This window comes from Kitasatospora sp. NPDC051705 (assembly GCF_044453265.1).
Classification (GTDB): Bacteria; Actinomycetota; Actinomycetes; order Streptomycetales; family Streptomycetaceae; genus Kitasatospora.
Genome location: NZ_JBITCO010000002.1, coordinates 494,135 through 519,668, shown reverse-complemented (window position 1 = coordinate 519,668; position 25,534 = coordinate 494,135). Strand labels below are relative to the sequence as shown.

The 25,534-nt window shown below is 72.8% G+C and carries 21 protein-coding genes and 1 riboswitch; of the genes, 11 read left to right on the top strand and 10 right to left on the bottom strand.

Annotation, left to right across the window (positions count from 1 at the left end):
* The first annotated feature begins 12 nt into the window (after positions 1 to 12).
* Positions 13 to 618 (top strand): TetR/AcrR family transcriptional regulator, encoded by a 606-nt coding sequence (locus tag ACIA8Q_RS04825; protein ID WP_360221922.1) that lies wholly within the window; start codon positions 13 to 15, stop codon positions 616 to 618.
* Positions 619 to 733: 115 nt separating this feature from the next.
* Here the strand turns inward: ACIA8Q_RS04825 and ACIA8Q_RS04820 are convergent, their stop codons facing one another.
* The gene (locus ACIA8Q_RS04820; protein WP_360221925.1) at positions 734 to 1,600 is read right to left on the bottom strand and encodes a helix-turn-helix transcriptional regulator; all 867 of its coding nucleotides are present in this window, start codon (positions 1,598 to 1,600) and stop codon (positions 734 to 736) included.
* A 417-nt stretch (positions 1,601 to 2,017) separates the two neighbouring features.
* On the opposite strand from ACIA8Q_RS04820, the gene ACIA8Q_RS04815 reads away from it, so the two are divergent.
* Complete coding sequence (locus ACIA8Q_RS04815; protein WP_360221927.1) at positions 2,018 to 2,539, top strand: ATP-binding protein; 522 nt, start codon at positions 2,018 to 2,020, stop codon at positions 2,537 to 2,539.
* Positions 2,540 to 2,882: 343 nt separating this feature from the next.
* Here the strand turns inward: ACIA8Q_RS04815 and ACIA8Q_RS04810 are convergent, their stop codons facing one another.
* Positions 2,883 to 3,146, bottom strand: a complete 264-nt coding sequence (locus ACIA8Q_RS04810) for a DUF397 domain-containing protein (protein WP_280679710.1) — start codon at positions 3,144 to 3,146, stop codon at positions 2,883 to 2,885.
* A gap of 570 nt (positions 3,147 to 3,716) precedes the next feature.
* Between ACIA8Q_RS04810 and ACIA8Q_RS04805 the strand changes: the two genes are divergently transcribed.
* From ACIA8Q_RS04805 to ACIA8Q_RS04795, 3 genes are all read left to right on the top strand, one after another.
* On the top strand, positions 3,717 to 4,658 hold the full coding sequence (locus ACIA8Q_RS04805) for a hypothetical protein (protein WP_360221931.1): 942 nt from the start codon (positions 3,717 to 3,719) through the stop codon (positions 4,656 to 4,658).
* A gap of 394 nt (positions 4,659 to 5,052) precedes the next feature.
* Positions 5,053 to 5,254, top strand: a riboswitch (cyclic di-AMP (ydaO/yuaA leader).
* On the top strand, positions 5,241 to 6,527 hold the full coding sequence (locus ACIA8Q_RS04800) for a transglycosylase family protein (protein WP_360221934.1): 1,287 nt from the start codon (positions 5,241 to 5,243) through the stop codon (positions 6,525 to 6,527). (Overlaps the previous riboswitch by 14 nt.)
* A 303-nt stretch (positions 6,528 to 6,830) precedes the next feature.
* Positions 6,831 to 7,031 carry a hypothetical protein gene (locus tag ACIA8Q_RS04795; protein WP_360221937.1) on the top strand — a complete coding sequence of 67 codons (201 nt, stop codon included), beginning with the start codon at positions 6,831 to 6,833 and terminating at the stop codon, positions 7,029 to 7,031.
* Between the two features lie 124 nt (positions 7,032 to 7,155).
* On the opposite strand, the gene ACIA8Q_RS04790 is transcribed toward ACIA8Q_RS04795, so the two are convergent.
* From ACIA8Q_RS04790 to ACIA8Q_RS04770, 5 genes are all read right to left on the bottom strand, one after another.
* A complete protein-coding gene (locus ACIA8Q_RS04790) occupies positions 7,156 to 8,175 on the bottom strand; it encodes a LacI family DNA-binding transcriptional regulator (RefSeq protein ID WP_360221940.1) in 1,020 nt (339 codons plus the stop codon).
* Positions 8,176 to 8,200: 25 nt separating this feature from the next.
* The gene (locus ACIA8Q_RS04785) at positions 8,201 to 9,919 is read right to left on the bottom strand and encodes a glycoside hydrolase family 13 protein (RefSeq protein ID WP_360221943.1); all 1,719 of its coding nucleotides are present in this window, start codon (positions 9,917 to 9,919) and stop codon (positions 8,201 to 8,203) included.
* 37 nt (positions 9,920 to 9,956) lie between these two features.
* A complete protein-coding gene (locus tag ACIA8Q_RS04780) occupies positions 9,957 to 10,862 on the bottom strand; it encodes a sugar ABC transporter permease (protein WP_387897444.1) in 906 nt (301 codons plus the stop codon).
* Between the two features lie 40 nt (positions 10,863 to 10,902).
* Positions 10,903 to 11,907: a sugar ABC transporter permease gene (locus tag ACIA8Q_RS04775; RefSeq protein WP_363365159.1), complete on the bottom strand. Its 1,005-nt coding sequence runs from the start codon at positions 11,905 to 11,907 to the stop codon at positions 10,903 to 10,905.
* A gap of 92 nt (positions 11,908 to 11,999) precedes the next feature.
* Positions 12,000 to 13,277 carry an extracellular solute-binding protein gene (locus ACIA8Q_RS04770; RefSeq protein WP_360210774.1) on the bottom strand — a complete coding sequence of 426 codons (1,278 nt, stop codon included), beginning with the start codon at positions 13,275 to 13,277 and terminating at the stop codon, positions 12,000 to 12,002.
* A gap of 310 nt (positions 13,278 to 13,587) precedes the next feature.
* Between ACIA8Q_RS04770 and ACIA8Q_RS04765 the strand changes: the two genes are divergently transcribed.
* Positions 13,588 to 14,106 (top strand): GNAT family N-acetyltransferase, encoded by a 519-nt coding sequence (locus tag ACIA8Q_RS04765; RefSeq protein WP_360210772.1) that lies wholly within the window; start codon positions 13,588 to 13,590, stop codon positions 14,104 to 14,106.
* Between the two features lie 67 nt (positions 14,107 to 14,173).
* On the opposite strand, the gene ACIA8Q_RS04760 is transcribed toward ACIA8Q_RS04765, so the two are convergent.
* Positions 14,174 to 15,238 carry an aldose epimerase family protein gene (locus ACIA8Q_RS04760; RefSeq protein ID WP_396316760.1) on the bottom strand — a complete coding sequence of 355 codons (1,065 nt, stop codon included), beginning with the start codon at positions 15,236 to 15,238 and terminating at the stop codon, positions 14,174 to 14,176.
* Positions 15,239 to 15,621: 383 nt separating this feature from the next.
* On the bottom strand, positions 15,622 to 18,657 hold the full coding sequence (locus tag ACIA8Q_RS04755) for an ATP-binding protein (protein WP_396316759.1): 3,036 nt from the start codon (positions 18,655 to 18,657) through the stop codon (positions 15,622 to 15,624).
* A gap of 332 nt (positions 18,658 to 18,989) precedes the next feature.
* On the opposite strand from ACIA8Q_RS04755, the gene ACIA8Q_RS04750 reads away from it, so the two are divergent.
* The 3 genes from ACIA8Q_RS04750 to ACIA8Q_RS04740 all read left to right on the top strand — a co-directional run bounded on the left by ACIA8Q_RS04750 (position 18,990) and on the right by ACIA8Q_RS04740 (position 22,494).
* Entirely contained in the window at positions 18,990 to 19,937 is a 948-nt protein-coding gene (locus tag ACIA8Q_RS04750; RefSeq protein WP_360210766.1) for a terpene cyclase, read from the top strand.
* Between the two features lie 381 nt (positions 19,938 to 20,318).
* The gene (locus ACIA8Q_RS04745) at positions 20,319 to 21,842 is read left to right on the top strand and encodes an aldehyde dehydrogenase family protein (RefSeq protein ID WP_396316758.1); all 1,524 of its coding nucleotides are present in this window, start codon (positions 20,319 to 20,321) and stop codon (positions 21,840 to 21,842) included.
* Between the two features lie 328 nt (positions 21,843 to 22,170).
* The gene (locus ACIA8Q_RS04740; RefSeq protein ID WP_360210762.1) at positions 22,171 to 22,494 is read left to right on the top strand and encodes a nuclear transport factor 2 family protein; all 324 of its coding nucleotides are present in this window, start codon (positions 22,171 to 22,173) and stop codon (positions 22,492 to 22,494) included.
* A 139-nt stretch (positions 22,495 to 22,633) separates the two neighbouring features.
* On the opposite strand, the gene ACIA8Q_RS04735 is transcribed toward ACIA8Q_RS04740, so the two are convergent.
* Positions 22,634 to 23,854: a serine hydrolase gene (locus ACIA8Q_RS04735; protein WP_360210760.1), complete on the bottom strand. Its 1,221-nt coding sequence runs from the start codon at positions 23,852 to 23,854 to the stop codon at positions 22,634 to 22,636.
* Between the two features lie 101 nt (positions 23,855 to 23,955).
* Here ACIA8Q_RS04735 and ACIA8Q_RS04730 point away from each other — a divergent pair, with 101 nt between their 5' ends.
* Entirely contained in the window at positions 23,956 to 24,474 is a 519-nt protein-coding gene (locus ACIA8Q_RS04730; RefSeq protein WP_360210758.1) for an NUDIX domain-containing protein, read from the top strand.
* A 123-nt stretch (positions 24,475 to 24,597) separates the two neighbouring features.
* Positions 24,598 to 25,491 carry a TetR/AcrR family transcriptional regulator gene (locus ACIA8Q_RS04725; RefSeq protein ID WP_387897428.1) on the top strand — a complete coding sequence of 298 codons (894 nt, stop codon included), beginning with the start codon at positions 24,598 to 24,600 and terminating at the stop codon, positions 25,489 to 25,491.
* Positions 25,492 to 25,534: the final 43 nt, after the last annotated feature.

The following is a 25,534-nucleotide window of genomic DNA, read 5'->3' as shown; positions in this document are numbered from 1 at the left end:
GTCAATGAGGAGATGCGGCAGCGCTCCCGGCGGCGCATCATGCGGGCCACCGTCGAACTCGTCGACCAGCGCGGATACGCGGGCACCACGCTGACCGACATCGCCGAGCGGGCCGGACTCGCCCGCGGGCTACTCTCGTACTACTTCGACGGCAAACGGCTGCTGATGCAGTCCGCCACCCACCGGATGATGCACCAGGCCCTTTCCGGCGCCCTGGCCGAACTGGCTCCGGGCGCCTCGCCGGAGGCCCGGCTCGCCCGCGCGATAGACGCCGTCCTGGCCCTAGCGATGGAGCACCCGCGGGTCATGCGCTCGCACCTCGCGCTGATCCTGGACCCGGACACCGGGGCCTTCGTCCAGGATCCGGAGCAGCAGCAGCTCGGCGCGATCCTTCAGGGCCTGCTCGCGGACTGGGGCGCCCCCGATCCGACCGCCGAACACGCCGTCCTGCGCAGCGCGCTGATGGGCGGCTGCATAGGCGTGCTGCTGCCGGGCGCCGAGCTCCCGCTCGCGCCGATCCGGGCCGACCTGTTCCGCCGCTACGAACTGCCCTGGGAGCTGGGCCGCCCCCCGCAGGCGGCGCCGCCGGAACGCGAACGGCCGCCGGCCCGCGGTTGACGGCGGGAGGGCGGCTCGACGGCACGGGGCCGGACGGGAGCTGGAACCGGGGCGGGGGCGGAGCGCGGAGCACCAGTCACGGAGGGGCCGTCGGGCGGCCCCGCCGGGCGGCGGCTCAGCGCTCCTTCAGGATCGAGGCCAGCAGGTCTATGGTGCGCTCGGGCGTGAGGCTGTCCACGCAGAGCCGCTCCATGACCTGGATGTAGGCGTCGACGTCGTCCCGCTTGTCCAGGTACAGCGCACTGGTGAGCTGCTCCAGGTAGACCACGTCCGCGAGGTCCTGCTCCGGGAAGCGCAGGATCGTGAACGCCCCGGACTCGCCCGCGTGCGCACCGAAGCGGAAGGGCATGACCTGGATGACGACGTTGGCCTGCTCGGCGACGTCGATCAGGTACTGCACCTGACCGCGCATCACCTTGGGCCCGCCGACCGGACGGCGCAGGGCGGCCTCGTCGATCACCGCCCACAGGCGCGGATTGGCGCCCTCGGTCAGCAGCTTCTGGCGGCGCAGGCGGAGGCTGACCCGCCGCTCGACCTCCTCCTCGCTGATGACCGGCCGACTCTGGCCGAAAACCGCCCGTGCGTACTCCTCGGACTGCAGCAGTCCGGGGATGAACTGCACCTCGTAGGTGCGGATCAGCTGGGCGGCCTCCTCCAGGCCGACGTAGGTCTGGAACCATCCCGGCAGCACGTCGTTGAAGCTGTGCCACCAACCGGACTTGTTCGCCTCGCGGACCAGGCCGAGCAGGGCCTCCCGCTCGATGCCGTCGTCCACCCCGTACAGGCTGAGCAGGTCGGCGACGTCGCGCTCCTTGAAGCTGACGCGGCCGAGTTCCATCCGACTGATCTTGGACTCGGAGGCGCGGATCGCGTAGCCGGCATCCTCGCGCGTGATGCCGCGCGTCTCGCGCAGTCGGCGCAACTGGGAGCCGAGGAGGATCCGGCGGACCATCGAGCCGCCGCCCGGCTGAACTGTGGTCATGCGGTCGAAACCTCCACCTAGGGCAAACAGCGCACAGTCTGCCATCAGTTGAGCGCTCACGGTGCCGATACTGACGGATGTTCCTATCAGTTCCGCACTCCACGTACCAGGATGCACGTGCAGACGGCGCTTGCATATGCCAATAGTGCGACTGCACGTGAATCGACTCTTGCATCTGCAGTGAGCGCACACCACCATGGTGCACGTGCACCTGCACATCCCTGGCAATCCCGCGGGCTCCGCGTCGACCCCACGCGCGACTCCGTGCACCGACTCGGCAGCGTCCCCGCGCCACCGGGCGTTCGAGTGCGCGCGCGCCTGGTCGAGGGGGCGGCCGAGCGGCCGAGCGAGTCGGAGGTGACCGGCATGACCCCGGCGGGTCCAGCCGTGTCCGCCCCCTTATGGGAGGAGCTCTTCATGAGCACCGGTACGGCTTTGGCGGTTGACCCCCATGTGGTCACCTGTACGCTCGCTCCTCGCTTCGAAGCCGTCAGAACCGCACGCGACTTCGCCAGAACCTCGCTTCAGCGCTGGGGCCTGATGGAGCTGTTCGACGACGTCGCACTGGTGGCCTCGGAACTGGTGACCAACGCGCTGCGGCATGCGGTCGGCGCACGGCCCGACCCGACGGGCGGCGCCCCGGGCGAGTACGACTTTCCCACACAGCCCACCGCGGACGGCCGGCTGCCGATCCGAATAAGCCTCGTCCACCGCTCCCCCCAGGTGGTCTGTGCGGTGAGCGACCCGAGCAGCATCGGCCCGGTCGCCCGCGAGGCGGACTTCGTCGCCGAGTCCGGCCGCGGACTCCACCTGGTGGAGTCGTTCAGCCAGTCCTGGGGCTGGCACCCGCTGGGCAGCGGCAAGGTCGTCTGGGCCCTGTTCGAGGCGGAGCCGCTCGTCGGCTCCGAACTCGGTGGACGGCACCGGCGCTCGGCCTAGGGCCGGGCGGCGCGCGGCCGGCCGCCGACGGCACCGGGAGGACGGCACCCCGGGCCGCGCGGACCGGTGCGACGAACCGGGCGCGACCTCCTTACCGGCCCCGGCACGCCCCGCGGGCCGATCGGCCGCGGCGATCCGCCGAAGAGGCCGTGCGACACATTCCCGTGCAGTTCGGGCCGCGTGTTCCGGCGCCGGCGGCACGACGGAATTCCGGTGGAACACCGCTCGCGGCGGAATCCGGGCGGGCACCCCCGCGCCATTACCGGAAAGCGCACCGGAAAAGACAAAGGCCGTCGTGGTGTCAGCACCCACGACGGCCCCCCGATGGCGATGCGGCGGCCGGTCAGACCGCCAGGTGGTCGAACTCCCCGTCCTTGGCCCCCAGCAGCAGGGCGGCGATCTCGGCACGGGTGTAGATGAGCGCCGGACCTTCCGGGAAACGCGAGTTGCGCATCGCCACATCGCCCCCCGGCAGGGCCGCGAACTCGACGCAGTTCCCCTGGGAGTTGCTGTGCAGGCTCTTCTGCCAGACCACCCCCTTGAGGTCGGCGGCCGCCATCCCGTTGTAGGTGTCGTACGAGCCGTGCGTGTCCTGCGAGTCGTGCATAGAAATCTCCCGAAGAGCTCCGGAGTGGTCGTCCAGCGCGGCGCCCCCGGCACCCGCCGAACGAACGGACCGGCCCCGTACCGGCCCGGAACAACGCCTCACTTGACGCGATGATAGCTGCAGTGCACGTGCATCAGCACGGGACGTTGCAGGTGCACGATGCTTTTCACCGGCGGCCCCGAACTCTTCACGGACCCTTTTCCTGACGGTACGTAAACGGACATAGCCGACTGAATCGACGAAGTCCCGATAACCGGCCGTGAGCGGACCCCCGCTGAATGTTGATCTTCGAATGCCGGGAGTCGCACTCCTGTGACCCTCCGTCAGACGCATCGGACAGCACCTCCGCGCTGTGAGACATCTCACGCACCGCACGTGCAACGCGCAGCCCCGTCCGGGACGTCACGGCAACCACCGGAGCCCTTCCGGGGGTTGGGTGAGATATGTCCGCATTGCTGTGGATCCGCCCGGATCGGCACACGTCGCGCACCGCGCGCGCACCGCGGCCGCGCGGAACCCGAACGGCAGCCGACTGCAGGCCCGACCGGCCGATGTCCTACGATCTCCGGCATGAGCACCGCAGCCATCCCGGGCGCGCCACTGCCCGTCCGCACTCCAGGCTCCCGTGCGCGGGGGCGCCACCGCCGTCCCGAGCGCCCCGAGATTCCGACCGGCGCCCCGGCCCTGGTGCTGGCCGTGCCCGCGACCGCAGGGCCCGAGTCCCGCTCGGTCGTCGAGGAACTGCTGTCGATCGTCCGCAGCGAGCAGGCCGGCGTCCGCACCGCGGTCGGCTACCTCCCCGGTGGGAACACCGAGGCCGACGACAGCGAGGACCGCACCGTCGCCGAGCTCCTGGCCATGGCCGCCGAGGCCGGCCTGCCGGTGCCCGTCGTGGTCCCGCTGGTCCCCGGCCCGCACGGCTTCCTGACCGAACTCCACGCCCTCGCAGCGGAGTACGGCGCGTCCGTCACCGACGTGCTCGGCCCGCACCCGCTGCTCGCCGAGGCCGTCCACGTGCGCCTGTCCGAGGCCGGGCTGGCCCGCGCCGACCGGGCCAGGCTGTTCGCCATCGCGACCGCCGCGGACGGCGTGGTCCTGACCACCGTCGGCGGCGAGGAGGCCGCCGCGGCGGCCGGCATCACCGGCGTACTGCTGGCGGCCCGGCTGGCCGTCCCGGTCATCCCCGCCGCGCTCGACGTGCCCGGCTCGGTGGCCGCGGCCGTCAACCACCTCAAGGAGACCGGCTCCCTGCGCCCCGCGCTGGCCCCGCTGGTGATCGGCCCGGAGGCCGACTCCGAGCTGCTCGCGACGGCCGCCGAGGAGACGGGCTGCCCGTCCGCCGCTCCGCTGGGCGCCTACCCGACGGTCGGCCAGCTGATCGCCTCGACCTACCTGGCCGCGCTGCCGGCGCCCTCCCCGGAGGAGCTGGCCCAGGCCGAGGCGGAGGCCGCCGCGGAGGCCGCTGAGGGCACCCACGGCGCCCACGCCGCCGCCGGGGGGCCCGAGGAGTAGTAGCGGGACACCACGCGCACCGAAGGGCCCGGAACGGCTTCGTTCCGGGCCCTTCCGGCTTGCCCCGTACGGGAGTTAAGGCGTGAATAGGCGTGATGTCCGTTCTGTTGATGTTTGATCGGTTCTGCCCGGGGCGCGGGCCGGCGGCCGGGAATCGGCCGCGCCTCCCGCATCGCGGACGCGCCCGATCGCACCCCGACGCGTCGTCAGCCGTTTCCTGAGGAACGGCCAGTTGTGCGCACCCGTGGCGCCGTTGCGGGAAAACGATCATTTCGGATCATGACGGACAGCGGAAACGATCATTCTCGCCAAACCGTGATGCGCATCACAGTGTTTGCGGTTTGAACTTAAGTCTGCTTAACGTGCTCCCCGTTCGTGACCACACGGACCCAGTTCATCCGCAACGCCGAGTCCTGCCGTCGGATGCCCTGGCAGCGCGAAAACGCACCACGGCAGGAGCGGGGGACCCACAGGTAAGTCGCCCCGGACTGTTCCCAGGAACGGTTCAGGGCTAGGGGTGAAGCCGCGTCCACAGCGCGGCCGGGCAACTCCAGCCCGAATCCGACAGCTCACCTCGCAGGCGTGGGAGAGGACCACGTCTTCATGCTGCCCACCAACGGCACCCGTCTGTCCAGCCGCACCCGCCGCGTCATCGCCGCCATCGGCGTCGCGGGCGTCGGCCTCACGATCCCCTGCCTCACCACCGGCACCGCCTCCGCCGCCTCCGTCGCGACCTGGGACAAGGTCGCCCAGTGCGAGAGCAGCGGCAACTGGAGCATCAACACCGGCAACGGCTTCTACGGCGGCCTGCAGTTCACCTCCAGCACCTGGGCCGCCTTCGGCGGCACCGCGTACGCCCCGCAGGCCAACCTGGCCACCAAGGACCAGCAGATCGCCGTCGCCGAGAAGGTCCTCGCCTCGCAGGGCCCCGGCGCCTGGCCGGTCTGCTCGGTCCAGGCCGGCCTGACCAAGGGCGGCGCCCCGGCCGCCGTCGACACCTCCGCGGGCTCCACCGCCGGTGCTACGGCCGCCAAGCCCGCCCCGGCCGCCAAGCCCGCGCAGACCCCCGCCCCGGCCACCAAGCCGGCCGCGCCGGCCCAGGAGCAGACCTCCGGCGACTCCGCCAAGAGCACCTGGACCCAGAAGCACCAGGAGCAGACCCAGGGCGGCGCCCAGGCCGAGAGCGACGACTACACCGTCGTGGCCGGCGACTGGCTGTCCTCCATCGCCGACAAGCACAACATCGACGGCGGCTGGCAGCGGCTCTACGAGCTCAACCGCGGCACCCTGACCGACGGCCCGAACACCATCTACCCGGGCCAGCACCTGTCCTTCAAGGACGCCGGCCACGGCCGGCAGGCGGCCACCGCGACCAAGTCCGGCTCCGACTTCAGCTGGTTCGACCGTTCGAAGAAGTCCGGCCAGACCACCGACGGCGGTGCCGTGAACGCCAAGCCGGCCGCGCAGACCCAGGCCCCGGCCGCCCAGGCCCCGGCCCAGGCCGCCACCGGCAGCATGGCCGCCGCGGTCTCCTTCGCCGAGTCGAAGGTCGGCCAGGCCTACGTCTACGGCGGCACCGGCAACGGCGGCTGGGACTGCTCCGGCCTGACCCAGGCCGCGCTGCGCGCCGCGGGCGTCTCCATCCCGCGCGTGGCCGCGGACCAGGCCGCCGCCAGCACCCACGTCTCGCTGGACAACCTGCAGCCGGGCGACCTGCTGTTCTGGTCCAACAACGGCCAGGACTCCGGCGTCTACCACGTCGCGATCTACGTCGGCGGCGGCAAGTACGTCGAGGCCGCCAACCCGAGCTCGGGCGTGCGCGAGCAGACCGTCGCCAACTGGGCCCCGGACTTCGCCGGCCGGGTCTGAGGCACACCGGCGGGCCACGGGCGGCACGGCACAGCCGACGGCTGACGGCGAACAGCTGACGGCGAACAGCTGACGGCGAACAGCTGACAGATTTCAGATTTCAGATTTCAGCCGACAGATTTCATCATCTGAAACCCGTCATCTGTCACCCGCCCCCGTCGCCCGCCACACGGAACCCCCGGGGGAGAGCCCGATCGCTCTCCCCCGGGGGTTCCGGCGTACCCGCCCTCCGCCGGCCGAAGGTCATGGTCAAAGCCGGCCACACCGGGCATGCTGCTGCTCTGCACCCGAGGAGGAGCCACCATGGCCCAGGTCACCGTCACACTCGACGCCAACCTCGCGATCGACGCGATGCTGCTCTCCGGCACCAAGAACCCGCAGGACGCCGTCGAACTGGTCCTGCGGGACTACCTGGCCCGCGGCCGCCGCACCGGGACCCGGACCGGCGACCCCGCCGGCGACCGGCGGCTCACCCGCAGCCGCCCCACCGACCAGCAGGGCTGACCCGCCCCACCCGCCGCCGTCCGCGCCACCCCCGCACACGGCACACGGCACACGGCACCCATGCGAAACGGGCCCCGGGGAGCGGTCGCTCCCCGGGGCCCGTCGGCCGTCCACGGCCCGTCGCTCAGCGCGCGCAGGCCCCCGTCGAGCCCCGCATGACCAGCTCCGGCTGGAACATGAACTCCCCCCGCTGGGCCGCGTTGCCGCCGACCTCCTCCAGCAGCGCGTCCACCGCCGCCGTGGCCATCGCCTCGACCGGCTGGCGGATCGTCGTCAACGGCGGCTCGGTGAAGGCGATCAGCGGCGAGTCGTCGAAGCCGACCACCGACACGTCCTGCGGCACCGACAGCCCGCGCTGGCGCACCGCCCGGATCGCCCCGAGGGCCATCATGTCGCTGCCGCACACGATCGCCGTGCAGCCCTTGTCGAGCAGCGCCCCGGCGGCCGCGTGCCCGCCCTCGACGCTGAACAGGGTGTGGTGGACGAGGTCCTCGGCCTCCTCCGCGCTGCGCCCGAGCACCTCGCGCATCGCCGCCGTGAAGCCCTCGATCTTGCGCAGCACCGGCACGTACCGGCGCTGCCCCACGGCCAACCCGATCCGCTCGTGGCCGAGTTCGGCCAGGTGCTGGACGGCCATCCACATCGCGGCGCGGTCGTCCGGCGAGATGAACGGGGCGGCGATCCGCTCGCTGTAGCCGTTGATCAGGACGAAGGGCACCCCGCGGCCGGCCAGCCGGGCGTACCGGTCGTGGTCGGCGGTGGAGTCGGCGTGCAGCCCGGAGACGAAGACGATGCCCGCCACGCCCCGGTCGACCAGCATCTCCACCAGTTCGTCCTCGGTGGATCCGCCCGGCGTCTGGGTGCACAGCACCGGGGTGTACCCGTGCCGGCTGAGCACCTGCTCGATCACCTGGGCCAGCGCGGGGAAGATCGGGTTGCTCAACTCCGGCGTGATCAGCCCGATCAGGCCCGCACTGCGCTGGCGCAGCCGGGTCGGCCGCTCGTAACCGAGCACGTCGAGCGCGGCCAGCACGGTCTGCCGGGTGGCGGCCGAGACGTTCGCCTTGCCGTTGAGTACGCGGGAGACGGTGGCTTCGCTGACCCCCGCCTGCGCCGCGATGTCTGAGAGTCGCGCCGTAGTCACGGTCCCAGAGCCTATTGCAACCACGTCAGACCGCCCACCAGCCGGTGCTGTCCGGTGCGAGCACCGTCTCGCCGCCGTCCACCACCGGGTCCGCCGAGGAGAGCAGGAGCCGCCCGGGCACGGGTATCCGGACCGGCTCGCCGGTGGTGTTCACCGTGCAGACGAAGGCGCCGCGGCGGAACGCCAGGGTGCCCTCGGGGCCCTCCAGCCACTCGACCTCCGTCCCGGCGCCCAGGTCGGCCTGGGAGCGGCGGACGGCGAGCGCGCTGCGGTAAAGCTCCAGGGTGGACGTCGGGTCGCCGGTCTGCGCCTCGACGCTGAGCTCGGCCCACTGCGCCGGCTGCGGCAGCCAGGAGGGCCCGCCGGCGACCGGGCCGAAGCCGTACGGGGCCTCGGTGCCGGACCACGGGATCGGGACGCGGCAGCCGTCGCGGTAGCCGTCCTGCCCGGCCTGGCGGAAGAAGGACGGGTCCTGGCGCACCTCGTCCGGCAGGTCGGTGACGTCGGGCAGGCCGAGCTCCTCGCCCTGGTAGACGTACGCCGAGCCGGGGAGCGCGAGCATCAGCAGGGTGGCGGCGCGGGCGCGGCGCAGGCCGAGCGCGCGGTCGCCGGCGGTGCGGATCTGGGTGCCGAGGCCCGGCTCGTTGGCGAAGCGGGTGGCGTGCCGGGTGACGTCGTGGTTGGAGAGCACCCAGGTGGTGGGGGCGTCGACCGGGCGCATCGAGTCGAGCGAGACGTCGATCACCTCGCGCAGCGCGGCGGCGTCCCAGTCGGTGCCCAGGTACTGGAAGTTGAAGGCCTGGTGGAGCTCGTCGGGGCGCACGTAGTTGGCGGTGCGCTGGACGGTCGGCGTCCAGGCCTCGGCGACGCCGATCCGCTGGCCCGGGTACTCGTCGAGGATCTTGCGCCAGCTGCGGTAGATCTCGTGAACGCCGTCCTGGTCGAAGAAGGGCATGACGTCGTTGCCCAGCAGCTTGAGCTGGTCGGAGCCGCCGAGGTCGGGCAGGCCGGGGGCCTTGACCAGGCCGTGGGCGACGTCGATGCGGAAGCCGTCCACGCCCATGTCGAGCCAGAACCGCAGGATCGAGCGGAACTCGTCGCCGACGGCCCGGTTCTCCCAGTTGAAGTCGGGCTGCTCGGGCGCGAACAGATGCAGGTACCAGTCGCCCGGGGTGCCGTCGGGGTTCTCGGTCCGGGTCCAGGCCGGGCCGCCGAAGATGGACTCCCAGTCGTTGGGCGGCAGTTCGCCGTTCTCGCCCTTGCCGGGAAGGAAGTGGTAGCGCTCGCGCAGCGGGGACGCAGGACCCTCGCGCAGGGCGCGCTGGAACCACTCGTGCTGGTCCGAGGAGTGGTTGGGGACGAGGTCGACGATGATCCGCAGTCCCAGCTCGTGGGCGTCCCGGATGAGGGCGTCGGCGTCCAGCAGGGTGCCGAACATCGGGTCCACGGCGCGGTAGTCGGCGACGTCGTAGCCGGCGTCCGCCTGCGGCGAGGCGTAGAACGGCGAGAGCCAGACCGCGTCCACGCCGAGGTCGCGCAGGTACGGCAGGCGGCTGCGGACGCCGGGCAGGTCGCCCATGCCGTCGCCGTTGGAGTCGGCGAAGCTGCGCGGGTACACCTGGTAGATGACCGCGTCCCGCCACCAGTCTCTGGAGGCGCCGCCAGTCGCAGGAGCCGGGGTGGCCGCCTCGTGGGCGGTGGCGTCGGCGGCAGGCCGGGAGGTGTCGGCCAGGTTCTGGGTCATGGACGGTATCCCTTGGGGACTAGAGGAGCGAGGAGCGTTACGACTTGGAGGCACCGGCGGTCAGGCCGGTGACCAGGTGGCGCTGCACCAGGTAGAAGAAGACCGAGGACGGGATGGCGATCAGCACGGCGGTCGCCGCCATGAAGTTCCACTGCGCGTCGTGCTCGCTGACGAAGGTCTGCAGGCCCACGGCCAGCGTGTACTTGTCGGAGCTGAGCATGAAGGTGGAGGCGAAGGCGACCTCGGCCCACGCGGTCAGGAAGGAGTAGAACGCGGCCACCGCCAGGCCCGGGCGGGCGAGCGGCAGGACGAGCCGCCAGAAGGTGCCGATCGGGGTGAGGCCGTCGACCCGGCCGGCCTCGTCGATCTCCACCGGGATGGTGTCGAAGTAGCCCTTCAGCAGCCAGGCGCAGTACGGCACGGTGGTCGTCGAGTACACCAGGATCAGGCCGGTGTAGCTGTCCAGCAGGCCGAGCTCGGAGAGGATCGTGTACATCGGCACGATCAGCACCGCGATCGGGAACATCTGGGTGACCAGCAGCGACCACATCAGCGGCTTGTGGCCGGGGAACTTCATCCGGGAGACGGCGTAGCCGGTGGTGGCGGCGACCATGACGCCGAACACCGTGGTGACGCCGGAGACCAGGAAGGCGTTGCCGAACCAGGTGAAGAAGTCGGTGTCGAACAGCACGTGGTGGTAGTTCGACAGGGTCAGCTTGTCGAGGATCCCGCCGGGGTGCAGGTAGTCGGTCTTGTCCGGTCCGAGGGAGATGTAGAGGATCCACAGGACCGGGAAGAGGGCGACCAGGCTCGCCAGGATCAGGGCGCCGTGGGACAGCGCGGTGGCCAGCGGGCTGCTCCGGCCGCGGCGGCGGACCTTGGCGGGCCGGGCGGCGGGGGTCGCCGCCGGCGCCGCGGCGGGGCGTTCGGTGGTGGTGCTCATCGGGGTTACCTGCCTTCGTGGGTCAACTGGGTCCGGGGCCTCAGCCGTTGGCCTGCTCGTTGCGGGCGAGCCAGCGCCGGTAGAAGGCGGTGAAGACGATGAGGATGGACAGCAGGATCACGCCGTACGCGGCGGACTGCGCGTAGTCCCGGGGCTGCTGGCCGAAGCCGAGCCGGTAGGCCCAGGTGACCAGCAGCTGGGCGTCGGAGCCGCCGCTGGTGCCGAACAGCAGGAAGATGACGGCGAACTGGTTGAACGTCCAGATCACGCCGAGCAGGACGACGGTCGAGGAGACGGTGCGCAGCCCGGGCAGGGTGACGTGCCGGAAGCGCTGCCAGGCGGTGGCGCCGTCCATCTCGGCCGCCTCGTACAGCTCGGCCGGGATCGACTGCAGGCCGCCGAGGAGGGAGATCATCATGAACGGCACGCCGACCCAGGTGTTGACCAGGATCGCGGCCGCCTTCTGCGCCAACGGGTCGTCCAGCCAGCCGGGTTGGGGCAGGTGCAGGGCGGAGAGCAGGCCGTTGACGGCGCCGCCGTCGGCGAGCATCAGGCGCCAGGAGAAGACGGTGACGAAGGTGGGGACGGCCCAGGGCAGGATGAGCAGCATCCGGTAGACGGCGCGTCCGCGCAGCTTCTGGTTCAGCAGCAGGGCGAGGCCCAGGCCGATGGTGTAGTGCAGGACGACGCAGAGCGCCGTCCAGGTGATGGTCCAGACGAAGTGCGACCAGAAGCGGTCGTAGGAGCCGGGGCCCCAGAGGATGTCGGCGTAGTTGTCGAGGCCGACGAACTTGTAGGACGCCGGGATGTGGTTGACGCCGATCGTGCGGGCGGAGTTGAGGCTGTTGGCGTCGGTGAGCGTGAGCCAGACGCCCTCGACCAGCGGGTAGATCACCAGCACGCCGAGCACCAGCACCACGGGGGCGATCATCGCGTAGGCGTACCAGTGCTTGGCGTAGGAGCGCTTGAGGCGTTCCAGCAGGCCCGGACGCTGCTCGCGCTCCCGGCTGCCCTTGCCGGTGGCGCCCTGCACGGCGACTGACATCGATTGCACCTTCTCGGGGTGAGGTCTCGGGGAGAGCGGGTCCGGCCGTCGGGCCCGCCGTGCACGCGGCGGGCCCGACGGCCGGGGGGGGACTACTTGGCGAAGCCCGGCAGGAGCTTGGCGTAGTCGGTCGCGATGGTGCTCAGGGCGTCCTGGGTGCCGGTGCCCTGGACGGCCTTGCCCAGGTTGGTGCCGAGCGAGGCGAACAGCGAGCTGTACTCGGGCAGCTCGGGGCGCGGCTTGGCGCTGGGGAGGACGGCCTGGAAGCCGGCGATGCCCGGGTCGGCCTTGACGTCGGCCGTGAAGGCGTCGGAGCGGGTCGGCAGGGTGGAGTTCTTCTGCGCGATGAAGGCCTGGCTCTCCGCCGAGGTCATGAAGGCGGCGAACTTCTCGGCGGCGGCCTTGTGGGCCTGGTCGGCACCGGCGTAGACGGAGATGTTGTGGCCGCCGGTGGGGGCGCCGCCCTTGCCCGCGGAGCCGGCCGGGACGGGCGCGATGCCGAGGTTCTTCTTGTCGGCGAACGCGGCGCCCTTGTAGATGTTGGTGATCTCCCACGGGCCCTGGATGATCGCCGCGACCTTGCCGCTGTTGAAGGCGTCCATCATGTGCGCGTAGGCGTCGGTGGTGACGTCGGCCTTGGCCATGCCCGGCGCGGTGAACATCGTCTTGTACGTCTCGACGGCCTTGACGGCCTCCGGCGAGGCGACGGTGATCTTCTTGCCGGCGGCGTCGACGGTGTCGGTGCCCTCGCCGAACAGGAACGGCATGGCGTAGTAGCCGTCCGCGGCCTTCAGCCAGAAGCCGTCGACGCCCGCCTTGTCCTTGAGCGCGGCGGCGTCGGTCTTCAGCTCGTCCCAGGTCTTGGGGGCGTCGGTGATGCCGGCCTTGGCGAACAGGTCCTTGTTGTAGAGCAGGCCCAGGGTGTCGGTGACCAGCGGCACGCCGTAGAGCTTGCCGTCGTACTTGGCCTGCTGGATCAGGCTGGGCTGGAAGGCGGAGGTGTCGGCGGCGGCCGGGGTGCCGTCCAGCGGCTCCAGGTAGCCGGCCTTGGCGAAGGCGGCGGTCCAGCCGACCTCGGAGCGGAACACGTCCGGAGCGCCCTTGGCCCCCATGGCGGTCTGCAGCTTGTTCTGCGCCTGGTCGAACGGGACGTTGACGAAGTCGACCTTGACGTTCGGGTTGGCGGCCTCGAACTTCTTGACGAGCTCCTGGTAGTTCGGCGCCTCGTTGGTGGCGTTCGAGGTGTCCCAGTACGTGAGGGTGACCGGCCCGTCGGCCTTGCCGTCCGAGCTGGAGCCGCTGCTGCCACAGGCAGCCATCGAGACCGCGAGGGCCACAACGAGGGCAGAGGCCGCGATGCCACGCCGCATGAGAACTCCTTGGGAGGGTGGGGGTGCCCGAGATGTTCGGAGACAGGCGCATAATGGCTGCCTCGTGCCGACCGCACCGTTGCTGCCGTCGGGCTCGGGAAGGAAGTTAACAGCGGCGCAATAGCGACGGAAAGTCCTTGCAGCAAGTTTCTGCAAGAAATAGCGATCGTTACGCCCGCGTGTCCTGGACGTAGCCGCACGGTAGTGGACGGCGCGGCCGGATGTCCGACTTGGCAGCAAAGCGCCCGGTACGGCATGGCCGAGGACACCACCCTGCGTGGCTGAAAAATGCTTGCAGCAGACTGGGTGCATGCAGATCAGAGCCGCCTCGAAGGACGAACTCCCCCTGCTGTGCGCACTGGAACGGGCCGCCGGAGCCCCGTTCGCCGCCATCGGCATGCCGGAGATCGCCGAGGACGAACCCCCGACCCCGGACGAACTGGCGCACTTCCTCGACGCGGGCACCGCCCTGGTGGCCCTGGCAGCGCCCGACGGCCCCGTCGTCGGCTACCTGCTGGCCGAGCCGGTGGACGGCGCCCTGCACATCGAGCAGGTGTCCGTCCACCCCGACCGGGCCCGCCGCGGCATCGGCCGGGCGCTGATCGAGCACCTCGCCGCGGGCACCGACGCCCCGGCGCTCACCCTCACCACCTTCGCCGACGTCCCCTGGAACGCCCCCTACTACGCGCGCCTGGGCTTCCACCCGCTCGCCGACCAGGAGCTCACCCCGGGCCTGCGGGAGATCCGCCGCAGGGAGGCCGAGCACGGCCTGGACCGCTGGCCCCGGCTCTGCATGCGCCGCGAGCTCGACGGGCGTCCGCACGCCTAGCCCTGGCAGCACGTGCCCGGCGCGCACCCCGCACGCCGGGCGCACGGGGCCCGCGGTGCGCGGGGTGCTAGTTGGTCCCGAAGCGCAGCACGGTGGTCGAGCGGAACTCCTCCCCCGGCCGCAGCACGGTGCTCGGGAAGGCCGGGTGGTGCGGGGAGTCCGGGAAGTGCTGGGTCTCCAGCGCGATCCCGGCGAACGGCCCGTACGGGACGCCGCTCGCCCCGGTGACCGCGCCCTGGAACTTGTTGGCCGTGTAGACCTGGACGCCCGGCTCGGTGGTCAGCACCTCCAGGGTGCGGCCGCCGACCGGCTCCTCCAGCAGCGCCGCCCGGACCGGGGGACCGTCCGCGGGGCGGGGGCGCAGCACCCAGTTGTGGTCGTAGCCGCCGGGACCGACCAGCTGCGGGTGGTCGTCGTGGACCGACTTGCCGATCGGCGTGGCCACGGTGAAGTCGAACGGGGTGCCCGCCACGGGTTCGGTGCGCCCGTACGGGATCTGCCGCTCGTCGGCGGGGGTGTACTCGTCGGCGTCCAGGGTGAGCAGGTGGCCGAGGACGTCGCCGCTGCCCTCCCCCGCGAGGTTGACGTACGCGTGGTTGGTCAGGTTGACCACGGTCGGCTTGGTGGTGACGGCGTGGTACGCGATCACCAGTTCCCCGGCCGCGTCCAGGGTGTAGGAGACGGTGACGTCGAGCGCGCCGGGGAAGCCCTGGTCGCCGTCCGGGCTGTGCAGCCGCAGTCGGACGCCGCCCTCGATCTCCTCGGCCTCCCACATGCGGTGCGCGAAGCCGTCCGGGCCGCCGTGGATGGTGACGCCGCCGCCGGTCGGGGCGAGCGGGTGCTCCTCGCCGTCGATGGTGACCCTGGATCCGTCGATCCGGTTGGCGTACCGGCCGACCACGGCGCCGTAGTGCCGGGCCGGTCCGAGCAGCTGGGCCAGCTGGTCGGCGGCGAGGAGCAGTTGGGCGGGCCGGCCGGCCCGGTCGGGCGCGGTGAGGGTGTGCAGGGTGGCACCGAGGGTGAGCACGCTCGCCTCGTACGGGCCGGCGGAGAGCGTCCAGCGTTCGATCGCGGCACCCGCGCCCGAGGGCTCCAGGGGGTGGTGCCGCACGCTGGTGGCCTCGCTCGCCATGGCCTGCTCCTCACTGGCGACCGCGGCGCGGCGCGGTCGCCCGGTTCCGGGTCCGTCCGGGGCCGCAGCGGCGCGGCGCCCCCGTGTGCGTCAGCCTAGCGACGGCCGCCCCCGCGGGGGCGCTCCTGCGCCCCCGCGCGCCGCCCGGACGCCCCCGCCCGCCGCCGCGGGACGTCCGTCGTACGTCACGTTCGGTAGCCGACCGCCGTCACCGAACGCCACCGTTCGGCGGTTCCGCAAGGCCCGGCGCGAGGCCCGGTGTGAAGGCCCCGCGTGAAGGCCCCGTGTGAAGGCCTGCCGCGACGCCCGCCAGGGGCACCCGCCACGGGCACCGGCCCCGCGCACCCGACGGGGCCCCGCCACGTCCGTCGCCCCGACTCGGCCTACGCCCCGGCCCCGTCCTCGGGCTCCCCCTCCGGCCGGGCGGTCTGCCGCGGCTGCACCGGCAGCCCGAGGGCGGAGGCGAGGCCGTCCGGCCCGCTGCCGGCCTTGCGGTAGACCGCGGCCAGCCGCCGGTTCACCAGGCTGAGGTGGACGCCGAGCTCCTCGGCGATCCGCTGCGGCGGCAGGCCCTGCACGGCCCGGGTGGCGACGTCCCACTCGGGCTTGCTGAGGGTCTCCCGGAAGTCGGCGAGCCCCAGCCGGTTGGGCCGCAGGCCGTAGTTGGCCAGCTCCCGCCGGGCCTGCTCGACGAGCCCCTCCGCCGAGCAGTGCTGCGCCAGCTCGATGCCCTGGTACAGGTACTCCTGGGCGTCCTCCAGCCGCCCGACCCGGCGCAGCGCGGCACCGAGGTCGACCAGCGCGACGGCGTGCTCGTACCCGGCCGGCGACTGCCCGAGGTGCATCACGGCCTCCTCCAGCAGCTCGACCGCCTGCTGGCCGTCCTCGATCTGGGCGTGCAGCCGCAGTGCGGTGCCGATCGCGGAGGCGGTGCCGAAGGTGCGGGCGTCGTGAACGGCCTTCTGGGCGTACTCGCGGGCCCGGTCGGGCTCGTCGGCCGCGATCGCGATGGCGAGGTGGCCGGCCCAGGGCGCCCAGACCGTGTTGTGCCAGCCGCGGGCCTCCAGCTGGGCGCCGGCCTCGGTGAGCGCGGCGGCCGCACCGGCGTGGCGCTTCATGGCGATCAGCAGCTTGCCGTACAGCGAGGCCGCGTCGGGCAGCACCATCGCGGTGGCGTGGTACGGCGGCTGGAAGCCGAAGGAGCTGGCGAGCTCCCAGGCCTCCTCGACCCGGCCGCGGGCGAGCAGGGTGTCCGCCAGGACGCCGACGGCGTCCCAGGCGAGCGGCAGCTTGGGGCCGATGCGCTCGGAGAGCCGCAGCGCGCGGCGCAGGAAGTCCTCGGCCTCGGCGAGCAGGCCGCGCCGGAAGCGGGCCAGCCCCATCAGGAAATAGGCGAACCCGCGGTGGGCGCCGCTCCACCCGGCCACCTCGAACTGGATGATGGCGTCGGCGAACAGCCGCTCGGCCTGGGCGATGCGGTCGTTGTAGGTGTAGGTGAGGCCGAGCATGGAGGGCAGTTCGAAGCCCCAGGTGCTGTCGGTCCAGCCGAGGCCCTTGGGCAGCCGGCCGGCGTCGAGGACGGCGTCGGCGTGCGCCAGGGCGTCGACGGAGGGCTTGCCGCGCAGGGTGAGGTCCCAGGCGCGCATCGCGAGGACGGCGCGGTCGGCGGCGTCGCGGCCGGCGGCTTCGCGGCCGGCGAGTCCTTCGCACATCTCGCCGAGCCGGGCCGAGCGGCCGGGGCCGTCCTCCTCGGACTTGCGGAAGGCGTGCCACATGAACGAGGCGGCCTGGAGGCGGCGCCTGCCGTCCGGGTCGACGGTGTGTTCGGCTTCCTCCTGGCAGACCAGCGCGGCCTGCCGCAGTTCGCCACTGTGCGCGAGCACCTCGGAGAGCCGGAAGGTGGCGTCGACCCGCAGGGCGGGGCGCAGCGGCACCTCGTCGGGGTCGAGGGCGAGCTTGAGCTGGTTGACGGTGGCGACCGGGTCGGTGAGCAGCGCGGAGCAGCCGAGTTCGTAGAGCACCTCGGCCTTGAGGTCGTCGGCGGGCGGCTCGTTGAGCGCGCGGTGGAGGCAGCGCTGGGCGGCCTCGGGGGCGCCGATGAGCAGGTGTTCGGTGGCGGCGCGGCGCAGTTTGCGCACCGTCCGGTCGTCGCCCTCGCCGGAGAAGGTCTCGACGAGGTGGCGGGAGGCGGCGAGCAGGCCGAGTCCGGCGTTCTCGATCTCGGCGGCGGCGACGCCGTGCATGCCGGTGCGGGTGGCCTCCGGCATGGTGTTGTAGATCGAGCTGCCGATCAGCGGGTGGACGAACTCGAGGTTGCCGTTGGGGGTCTGGGTGAGCACGCGCTGCTTGCGCAGCTGTTTGATGGAGTCGCGGGCGCCCTCGGCGCTCTGGGTGGAGATCCGGGTGGCGAGGTCGACCCGGATGTCGGTGCCGAGCATCGCGCAGGCCCAGGCGAAGCGCAGGGTGGAGGCGCCGAGCCGGTCGAGCCAGCTCTTGAGGGTCATCCCGGTGGCGTCGACGGCGAGTTCGCGCAGCTGCTGGGAGTTCTCCTCGACGGGTTCGAGGTCCTGGTCGCGCACCTGGTCGAGCAGGGCGACGGCCTCGAAGGGGTTGCCGTTGACGACGTTCCAGAACTCGTAGCAGAAGGCGTCCTCGGCCTTGTCCCCGAGTTCGGCGCGGATCATGTCGGTGACGGAGACCAGGGAGAGCCGGTTGAGCTCGTGCTTGCGGGTGGCGCGGCCGAGGACGTCCTTGCGGTGGTCCAGGATCCCGGCCGGCCAGTCGTTCTCGTCCTCGCGGAAGGCGAAGACCAGCAGGACGGGCAGTTCCCGGGAGCGGACGGCGAACTGGGTGAGCCAGGACAGCGACTCGGCGTCGGCCCAGTGCAGGTCGTCGACGATCATCACCAGCGGGGCCCGGCGCGGGGCGAGCTGGGTGAGGACGTAGTCGAGGCCGTCGCGGACGCCCTGCGGGTCGAGGCGGCGCGCGCCCGCCTTGGGCTGCTTGAGGCCCATGGCCGGTCCGACGACCTCCTCCCAGGTGCCCATGACCTGGCGGAACTCGTCGGCCTCCAGGCTGGTGAGGGCGGGTTGGAGGAGCTGGCGCAGCACGTGGTAGGGCTCTTTGAACTGGCGTTCGCCGCCGCGGGCGAACAGCACGGTGGCGCCCTCGCGGAGCTTGGCGATGCGGCGCACCTCGTGCAGCAGGCTGGTCTTGCCGATGCCGGGCCGGCCGGAGAAGGCGAGCAGTTCGCCGATCTCGGTGCCGCCGGCCGCGAAGTCGCGGCAGAGTTTGTCGACGGCCGCCTCGACGGAGCGCAGTTCGGCGTCGCGGTCGCGGAGCCTGGTCCGCGGTGCGGCGTTCTCGCCGTCCCGGACTGAACCGGCTCCCGCCCGAGACTCGTTGTACTGATCGGTCACCGTCGCGCCTCCGCCTCGCCGTTCGCGTCACAGCTCGCGTCACCGTTCGCTCACTGCTCGTGGAGCCGAGGTTAGCGCTGCGTGGCGCTCACCGTGGGGCATTCGCGCAGGCTGGGGCGGACGGTGAGGGTTCGGACGGCTTGCCAAGGGCAATTGCCCTATACCCCTAACGTCGGATCATTACATCAGATACCCTACGGCCCGCGAGGCGCAGATGATCTTGCGAATCCACCTTCGTCCCCGGAGCCTCGCCGCGTCAACTCCCCCCACATCCCCACCCGATCAACGCCCGAACCACAAGCGCCCCCACCCTCCGCTGCACCGGGAGTCCGATGTCTGACGACACCTCACTTCAGATTCCGTTCCCGCACCGCCGCAGCCCGCACGGCCCGAAGGCCACCGCGCTGCACCGCGCCTGGCTGACCCGCCACCCGCTGCTCCCCGACGTCGACCACCCCGGCTACGCGCACTGGGACGTGGTCGACCTCGCCGCCCTCGGCTACCCCGACTCCGGCCCGGAGGAACTCGCCCTCGCCGCCGACCTGATGGGGTTCTACTTCCTCTTCGACGACCAGTTCGACGGCCCGCTCGGCCGCCGCCCCACCGAGGTCGCCCCCATCTGCGAACGGCTGATCGCCGTCCTCCACGGCGCCCGCCCCGACCAGGGCTCGCCCGTCGAGACCGCCTTCGCCGACCTCTGGGACCGCAGCGTCCGCGGCATGCCCGCCCGCTGGCAGGCGCGGGCGGCCTACAACTGGGAGTGGTACCTGGCCAGTCATCCGGCCGAGGCCGCCGGACGGATCTCCACCCGACCGCCCGACCGCGACGGCTACCTCGTGCTCAGACGGGGCACCGCGGCGATGGAGACCATCTTCGACATGGTCGAGCGCCTCGGCCAGTTCGAGGTGCCCGCCGCCGTCCTGCACCACCCGGTGCTGCGCCAGATCCGGCAACTGGCGGCCGACATCCCCTCGCTCAGCAACGACGTCCGGTCCCTCCCGCTGGAGGCCCCGCGCGGCGACGTCAACAACCTGGTGATGATCGTCCAGCGCGAGCGCCGCTGCTCGGCCGAGGAGGCCTGCGCGGTCGTGCTGGAGGAGGCCCAGCTGATGGTCGGACGCTGCCACGAGCTGCACGGCCGGCTGCCCGACGTCTACCGCGAACTGGGCCTGTCCCGGGTCGAGCAGCGGATAGCGCAGCGGTACGCCGACGGGCTGCTCACCTGGCTCGCCGGCTACCTGAGCTGGGAGTCCCGCACCGGGCGCTACCACGAGGTCTGACCGCACCGAGCGATCCCGCCGACCCGGGGGCGGCGGGCCGCACACCCCGCTCCGCGCGCGTCGGCGCCGCACCGCGCACGGCCCGCCGCGTGGCTCCGCACCGCGCGGCACCGCACCGCGTGGCACTGCACGGTCTGCGACCGCAACGACCGGGGCCCACAACGGCCGGAACGCACACCCTCCGTACGGGGCTCCCGCACGGACCGTAGCCGCACCCGCGTCCGGCGGCTATCGTGCTCGGCGGCGGACGCCCCGGCGGGCGCCGCCCCGAAGTGCGTGTCCGACCCCTCCCGCCGGAACGCCCCCAGCCGGGGCGTTCCGGCGAGCCGCCCGCGCCGCGCGCTCCGGGCGGCGCCCGACGTCGCGAGGAGACACCCGAGCATGACGGTCTACCAGCCCCCCGGCAGCCCCGGAAGCATCGTCGCCTACCGCTCCCGGTACGAGCACTGGATCGGCGGCGGATGGACGCCGCCGGTGCGCGGCGAGTACTTCGGCGACCCGACCCCCGTCACCGGCGAGGTCTTCACCGAGGTCGCCCGCGGCACCGCCGAGGACGTCGAGGCCGCGCTGGACGCCGCCCACGCCGCCGCCCCCGCCTGGGGCCGCACCCCGCCCGCCGAACGGGCCCTGGCCCTGCTGCGGATCGCCGACCGGATGGAGGCCAACCTGGAGCAACTGGCCGTCGCGGAGAGCTGGGAGAACGGCAAGCCGGTGCGCGAGACGCTGGCCGCCGACCTCCCCCTCGCGGTCGACCACCTGCGCTACTTCGCCGGCGCGCTGCGCGCCCAGGAGGGCGGCCTCTCCCAGCTCGACGAGGACACCGTCGCGTACCACTTCCACGAGCCGCTCGGCGTGGTCGGCCAGATCATCCCGTGGAACTTCCCGATCCTGATGGCGGTCTGGAAGCTCGCGCCCGCGCTCGCGGCCGGCAACGCCGTGGTGCTCAAGCCCGCCGAGCAGACCCCGGCGTCGGTGCTGCTGTGGGCCGAGCTCACCGCCGACCTGCTGCCGCCCGGCGTGCTCAACATCGTCACCGGGTTCGGCGAGGAGGCCGGCGCCCCGCTGGCCTCCAGCAGCCGCGTCCGCAAGATCGCCTTCACCGGGGAGACCACCACCGGCCGGCTGATCGCGCGCTACGCCAGCGACAACCTGATACCGGTCTCGCTGGAGCTCGGCGGCAAGAGCCCCAACCTGTTCTTCGGGGACGTCGCCGACGCCTCCGACGCCTTCTACGACAAGGCCGTCGAGGGCTTCGCGATGTTCGCCCTCAACCAGGGCGAGGTGTGCACCTGCCCCAGCCGCGCGCTGATCCAGTCCTCGGTCTACGACCGGCTGCTCGCCGACGGCCTGGAGCGGGTGCGCGCGATGCGCCAGGGCGACCCGCTGGACACCGGGACCCAGGTCGGCGCGCAGGCCAGCGCCGAGCAGCTGAAGAAGATCCTCTCCTACTTCGAGATCGGCCAGGCCGAGGGCGCGAAGGTGCTGGCCGGCGGCGAGCGGGCCGACCTCGGCGGGGCCCTGGCCGGCGGGTACTACGTGACCCCGACGGTCTTCGAGGGCGTCAACAGCATGCGGGTCTTCCAGGAGGAGATCTTCGGGCCGGTCGTCTCGGTCACCCGCTTCGAGGACTTCGCCGAGGCGATCGGCCTCGCCAACGACACCCAGTACGGGCTCGGCGCCGGCGTCTGGACCCGAAACCTCAACACCGCCCACCGCGCCGGGCGCGCCATCCAGGCGGGCCGCGTGTGGACGAACTGCTACCACGCCTACCCCGCACACGCGGCCTTCGGCGGCTACAAGAACTCCGGCATCGGCCGGGAGAACCACAAGGCGCTGCTGGAGCACTACCAGCAGACCAAGAACCTGCTGGTCAGCTACTCCCCCGACGCGGTCGGCCTCTTCTAGGGCGCAGCGCGCGCTCCCCGCTCCTCCTGCTCCCCCGGGATCGGCGGAGCGGGAGGCCGCTCCCGGCCTCCCGCTCCGTCGCGCCACTCCCCGTGGCCCGCGCCGGGCGCCCGTCCGGACGCCGACGCCGTGCAACCCCCTCGATCGGGCGACCCGCGGCCCGGACTCCCCCGGTCAGGAAGCGCACCGCCCGGCAAATCACCCTTTTCGGGATCTAAGCACATGAATCCTCGATTTTCGTGACGCGCCGCCGACATGCCCGGACGCGCCCGGCGAACGCCTTAGACAGGAGTCCCGCACCCGACTTCCAGGAGCCCAGGAGCCCCCCATGACCATCGCCCCCGCCAAGCTCTCCGACCCGATCGTGCGCGCCTTCGTCACCGCGGTCAACGCCGGGGACCGGGCCGCCTTCCTGGCCACGCTCACCCCGGACGCGACCATGTCCGACGACGGCTCGGACCGTGATCTCGACCAGTGGATCGACAAGGAGATCTTCACCGTCCGCGGCCGGATGGACGTCCAGTCCGAGTCGGACGGCGGGCACGCGCTGGTCGCCGCCTTCACCAACGAGACCTGGGGCGAGATGCGCACCGCCTGGCGCTTCACCGTCGCCGACGGCCGGATCAGCCGCTTCGAGACCGGCCAGGCCTGAGCCGTCCGCCCACCCGCCGGCCCGGGCACGGCCCGGGCCCCGGCCCTGCCGCTGCCCCACCGGCCCCTGGCCACCCGCCCCGCCGGCCCGGGCCCCGGCCCTGAGCGGCCCGCGGCCCGGAGCCCGTCCGGTCCGGGTGTCAGACCGGCAGCCCCAGGCAGCCCCGCACCGCGCGGATCAGGTTGCGCGAGCGGATGTCCCCCGTGACACCGGGCTGCATGCCGTTGGTCACGTAGCCGAAGCCCAGCCCGAGCTCCGGATCGGCGAAGCCCAGCGAACCGCCCCGGCCCGGGTGGCCGAAGCTCGCCGGGGAGGCCATCGGCGCCGTCGGGCCGTGCCGCCAGAACCCCAGGCCGAAGGTGGAGTTGACGATCAGCACCCGGTCCGGCCCGCTCACCGCCGGCCCGACGGCACGGGTCAGCACCTCGGGGCCGAGCAGCGGCGGCAGCAGCGCGCCGGAGCCGTCCGGGCGGTCCGCGGCGCCGATCAGCGCCGCGTAGAAGCGGGCCAGCGAACGGGCCGTGCCGATGCCGCCGGCCCCCGGGATCTCGGCGGCCTGCACCGCCGGGTCGTTGAGGTCCACCCCGGGGAGCACCGAGGCGAAGGACCGCGCGGTCAGCGAGGCCGGGTCCTGGTAGGCGTCCCGGACCGACTGCTTGGGCCGCAGCCGCAGCCCGCTCGGCCCCGTCCTGGCCTCCTCCGGGGCGGGCAGGTCGACCAGCCGGCCGACCCGGGGCGCGGCCCCGGCCGGCAGCCCGATCCACAGGTCCAGCCCGAGCGGCCGGGCCACCTCGTCGGCGAAGTACCGGCCGACCGTCCGCCCGCTCACCTGCCGCACCACCTCCCCGACCAGCCAGCCGAAGGTGTACGGGTGGTAGCCGTGCGCGGTGCCGGGCTCCCAGGCCGGTGCCTGAGCGGCGACGGCGGCGGCCGCCCGCTCCCAGGTGAGCACGTCCTCCAGCCGCAGCGGCACGTCCAGCGCCGGCACCCCCGCCTGGTGCGACAGCAGCCAGCGCACCGGCACCCCGCCCTTGCCGGCCGCCGCGAACTCGGGCCAGTACGAGGACACCGGAGCGTCCAGGTCGAGCAGGCCGCGCTCGGCCAGCAGCAGCGCGGTGGTCGCGGTCAGGCCCTTGGTGACCGAGCGCAGCACCTGCGCGGTGTCCGCCGTCCAGGGCACCGCGGGAGCGGGCCGCCCGCCGACCTCCGGCCGGGCGTCACCGCCCCACAGGTCGACCACCTTGCGGCCGCGCACGTACAACGCGAAGGCCGCCCCCAGTTCGCCGTACGCGTGGAAGTTCCGCGCGAAGGCCTCCCGTACGGGCTCGAACCCCTCGGCCGTCTCGCCCCAGATCTCCACCGCGCGCCATCCTCAGACTGTCCGGTTGCTCCGCCTGCCACCCGCGTTCGACCTGCCGCAGGAGCGTTCGAGACGGGCCCCGAAACCCTAACCTGTCCGTCATGACCAACCCTGCCGAAGACCCTGCCGAAGAACTGCTGGACGTCGTCGACGAGCACGACCGGGTGATCGGGACCGCGGTGCGCGGGGAGGTGTACCGGCTGGGGCTCACCCACCGGTCCGTCTTCGTCCTGGTCCGCGACCGGGCCGGGCGGATCTTCGTCCACCGCCGCACCGACACCAAGCTGTTCGCCCCGGGCGCCTACGACATGTTCGTGGGCGGCGTGGTCGGCTCCGGCGAGACGTACGCCGACGCCGCCGTCCGCGAGGCCGAGGAGGAGCTCGGCGTGCACGGGATCGAGCCGCGCCCGCTGTTCAGGTTCCTGTTCCGGGAGGACGACCTCTCCTGGTGGTGCGACACCTACGAGGCCGAGTGGGACGGCCCGGTCTCGCCGCAGGAGTCCGAGGTCGCCTGGTACGGCTGGCTCACCCCCGCCGAACTCGCCGACCGCCTCACCCGCGACGACTTCGTCCCCGACGGCCGCGAGGCCTACCGCCGCTACCTGGAGCTCCGCGGCTAGGGCCCGAGGGGGGAGGCGGGCACGGTCGCGGTCGCCACGCCCGGGAGGCGCCCGCCACCGTGCCGGCCCACCCCCGCCCCCGGCGCCATGGGCCCCGACCGGCCCGACGGATAGGGTGGCCGCATGGCCTCCCGCACGCCGTCTCCCACGACCGCCCGCGCCGAACGGACCCCCGCCCCGGACCGCTCCCCCGGCCGGACCGCGGACCGGAACCCGGACCGGACCGCGGCGGGCGAGCGGCCCCGCCGGCGGCTGAGCGTGGACGAGCGGCGCGAGCAGCTGATCGCCGTCGCCCTGGAACTGTTCAGCCGGCGCCCGCCGGAGGACGTGTCCATCGACGACATCGCCGCCGCCGCGGGCGCCTCCCGGCCGCTGGTCTACCACTACTTCCCCGGCAAGCAGGCCCTGTACGAGGAGTCGCTGCGGCGGGCCGGGCGGGAGCTCTCGGCGCGCTTCGAGGAGCCCTCCGACGGGCCGCTGTCCGAGCGGCTGCACCGGGTGATGGGCCGCTACCTGGACTTCGTGCAGAGCCACGGCCCGGGCTTCGCCGCACTGCTGCGCGGCGGCTCGGTCGCGGCCAGCCCGGACACCTCGGCGGTGATCGACGAGGTCCGGCGGGCGGCCCACGACCAGATCCTCTCCCACCTCGCCATCGCCGCCCCCAGCCCAGGGCTGCGGCTGACCGTCCGGGCCTGGATCGCCAATGCCGAGATCACCTCGCTCGAGTGGCTGGCCGACCGCTCGGTGCCGCTGGAGGAGCTGCAGCTTCACCTGGTCCAGGAGTTCGTCGCCGCCCTCGTCCTCACCGCCGCGCGGGAGCCGGCGCTCGCCGCCGAACTCGCCGGGTTCCTGGCCACCGAGCGGCCCGACGGCCCGACCGGGCGCCTGGTGCGCGAGCTCGCCGCGCTGTTCACCGTCCCCGGGATGACCGAGGCGGTCACCGCCCTCGCCGCCGCCCCGGCGGGCGAAACGTCACCGCAGGCCACGGAGGGATCCGCCGCGGGCCCCGTCGGGTGATCCGCGGGTTCGGCACCGACAGCGGGCTCTGATAGGAATGGGC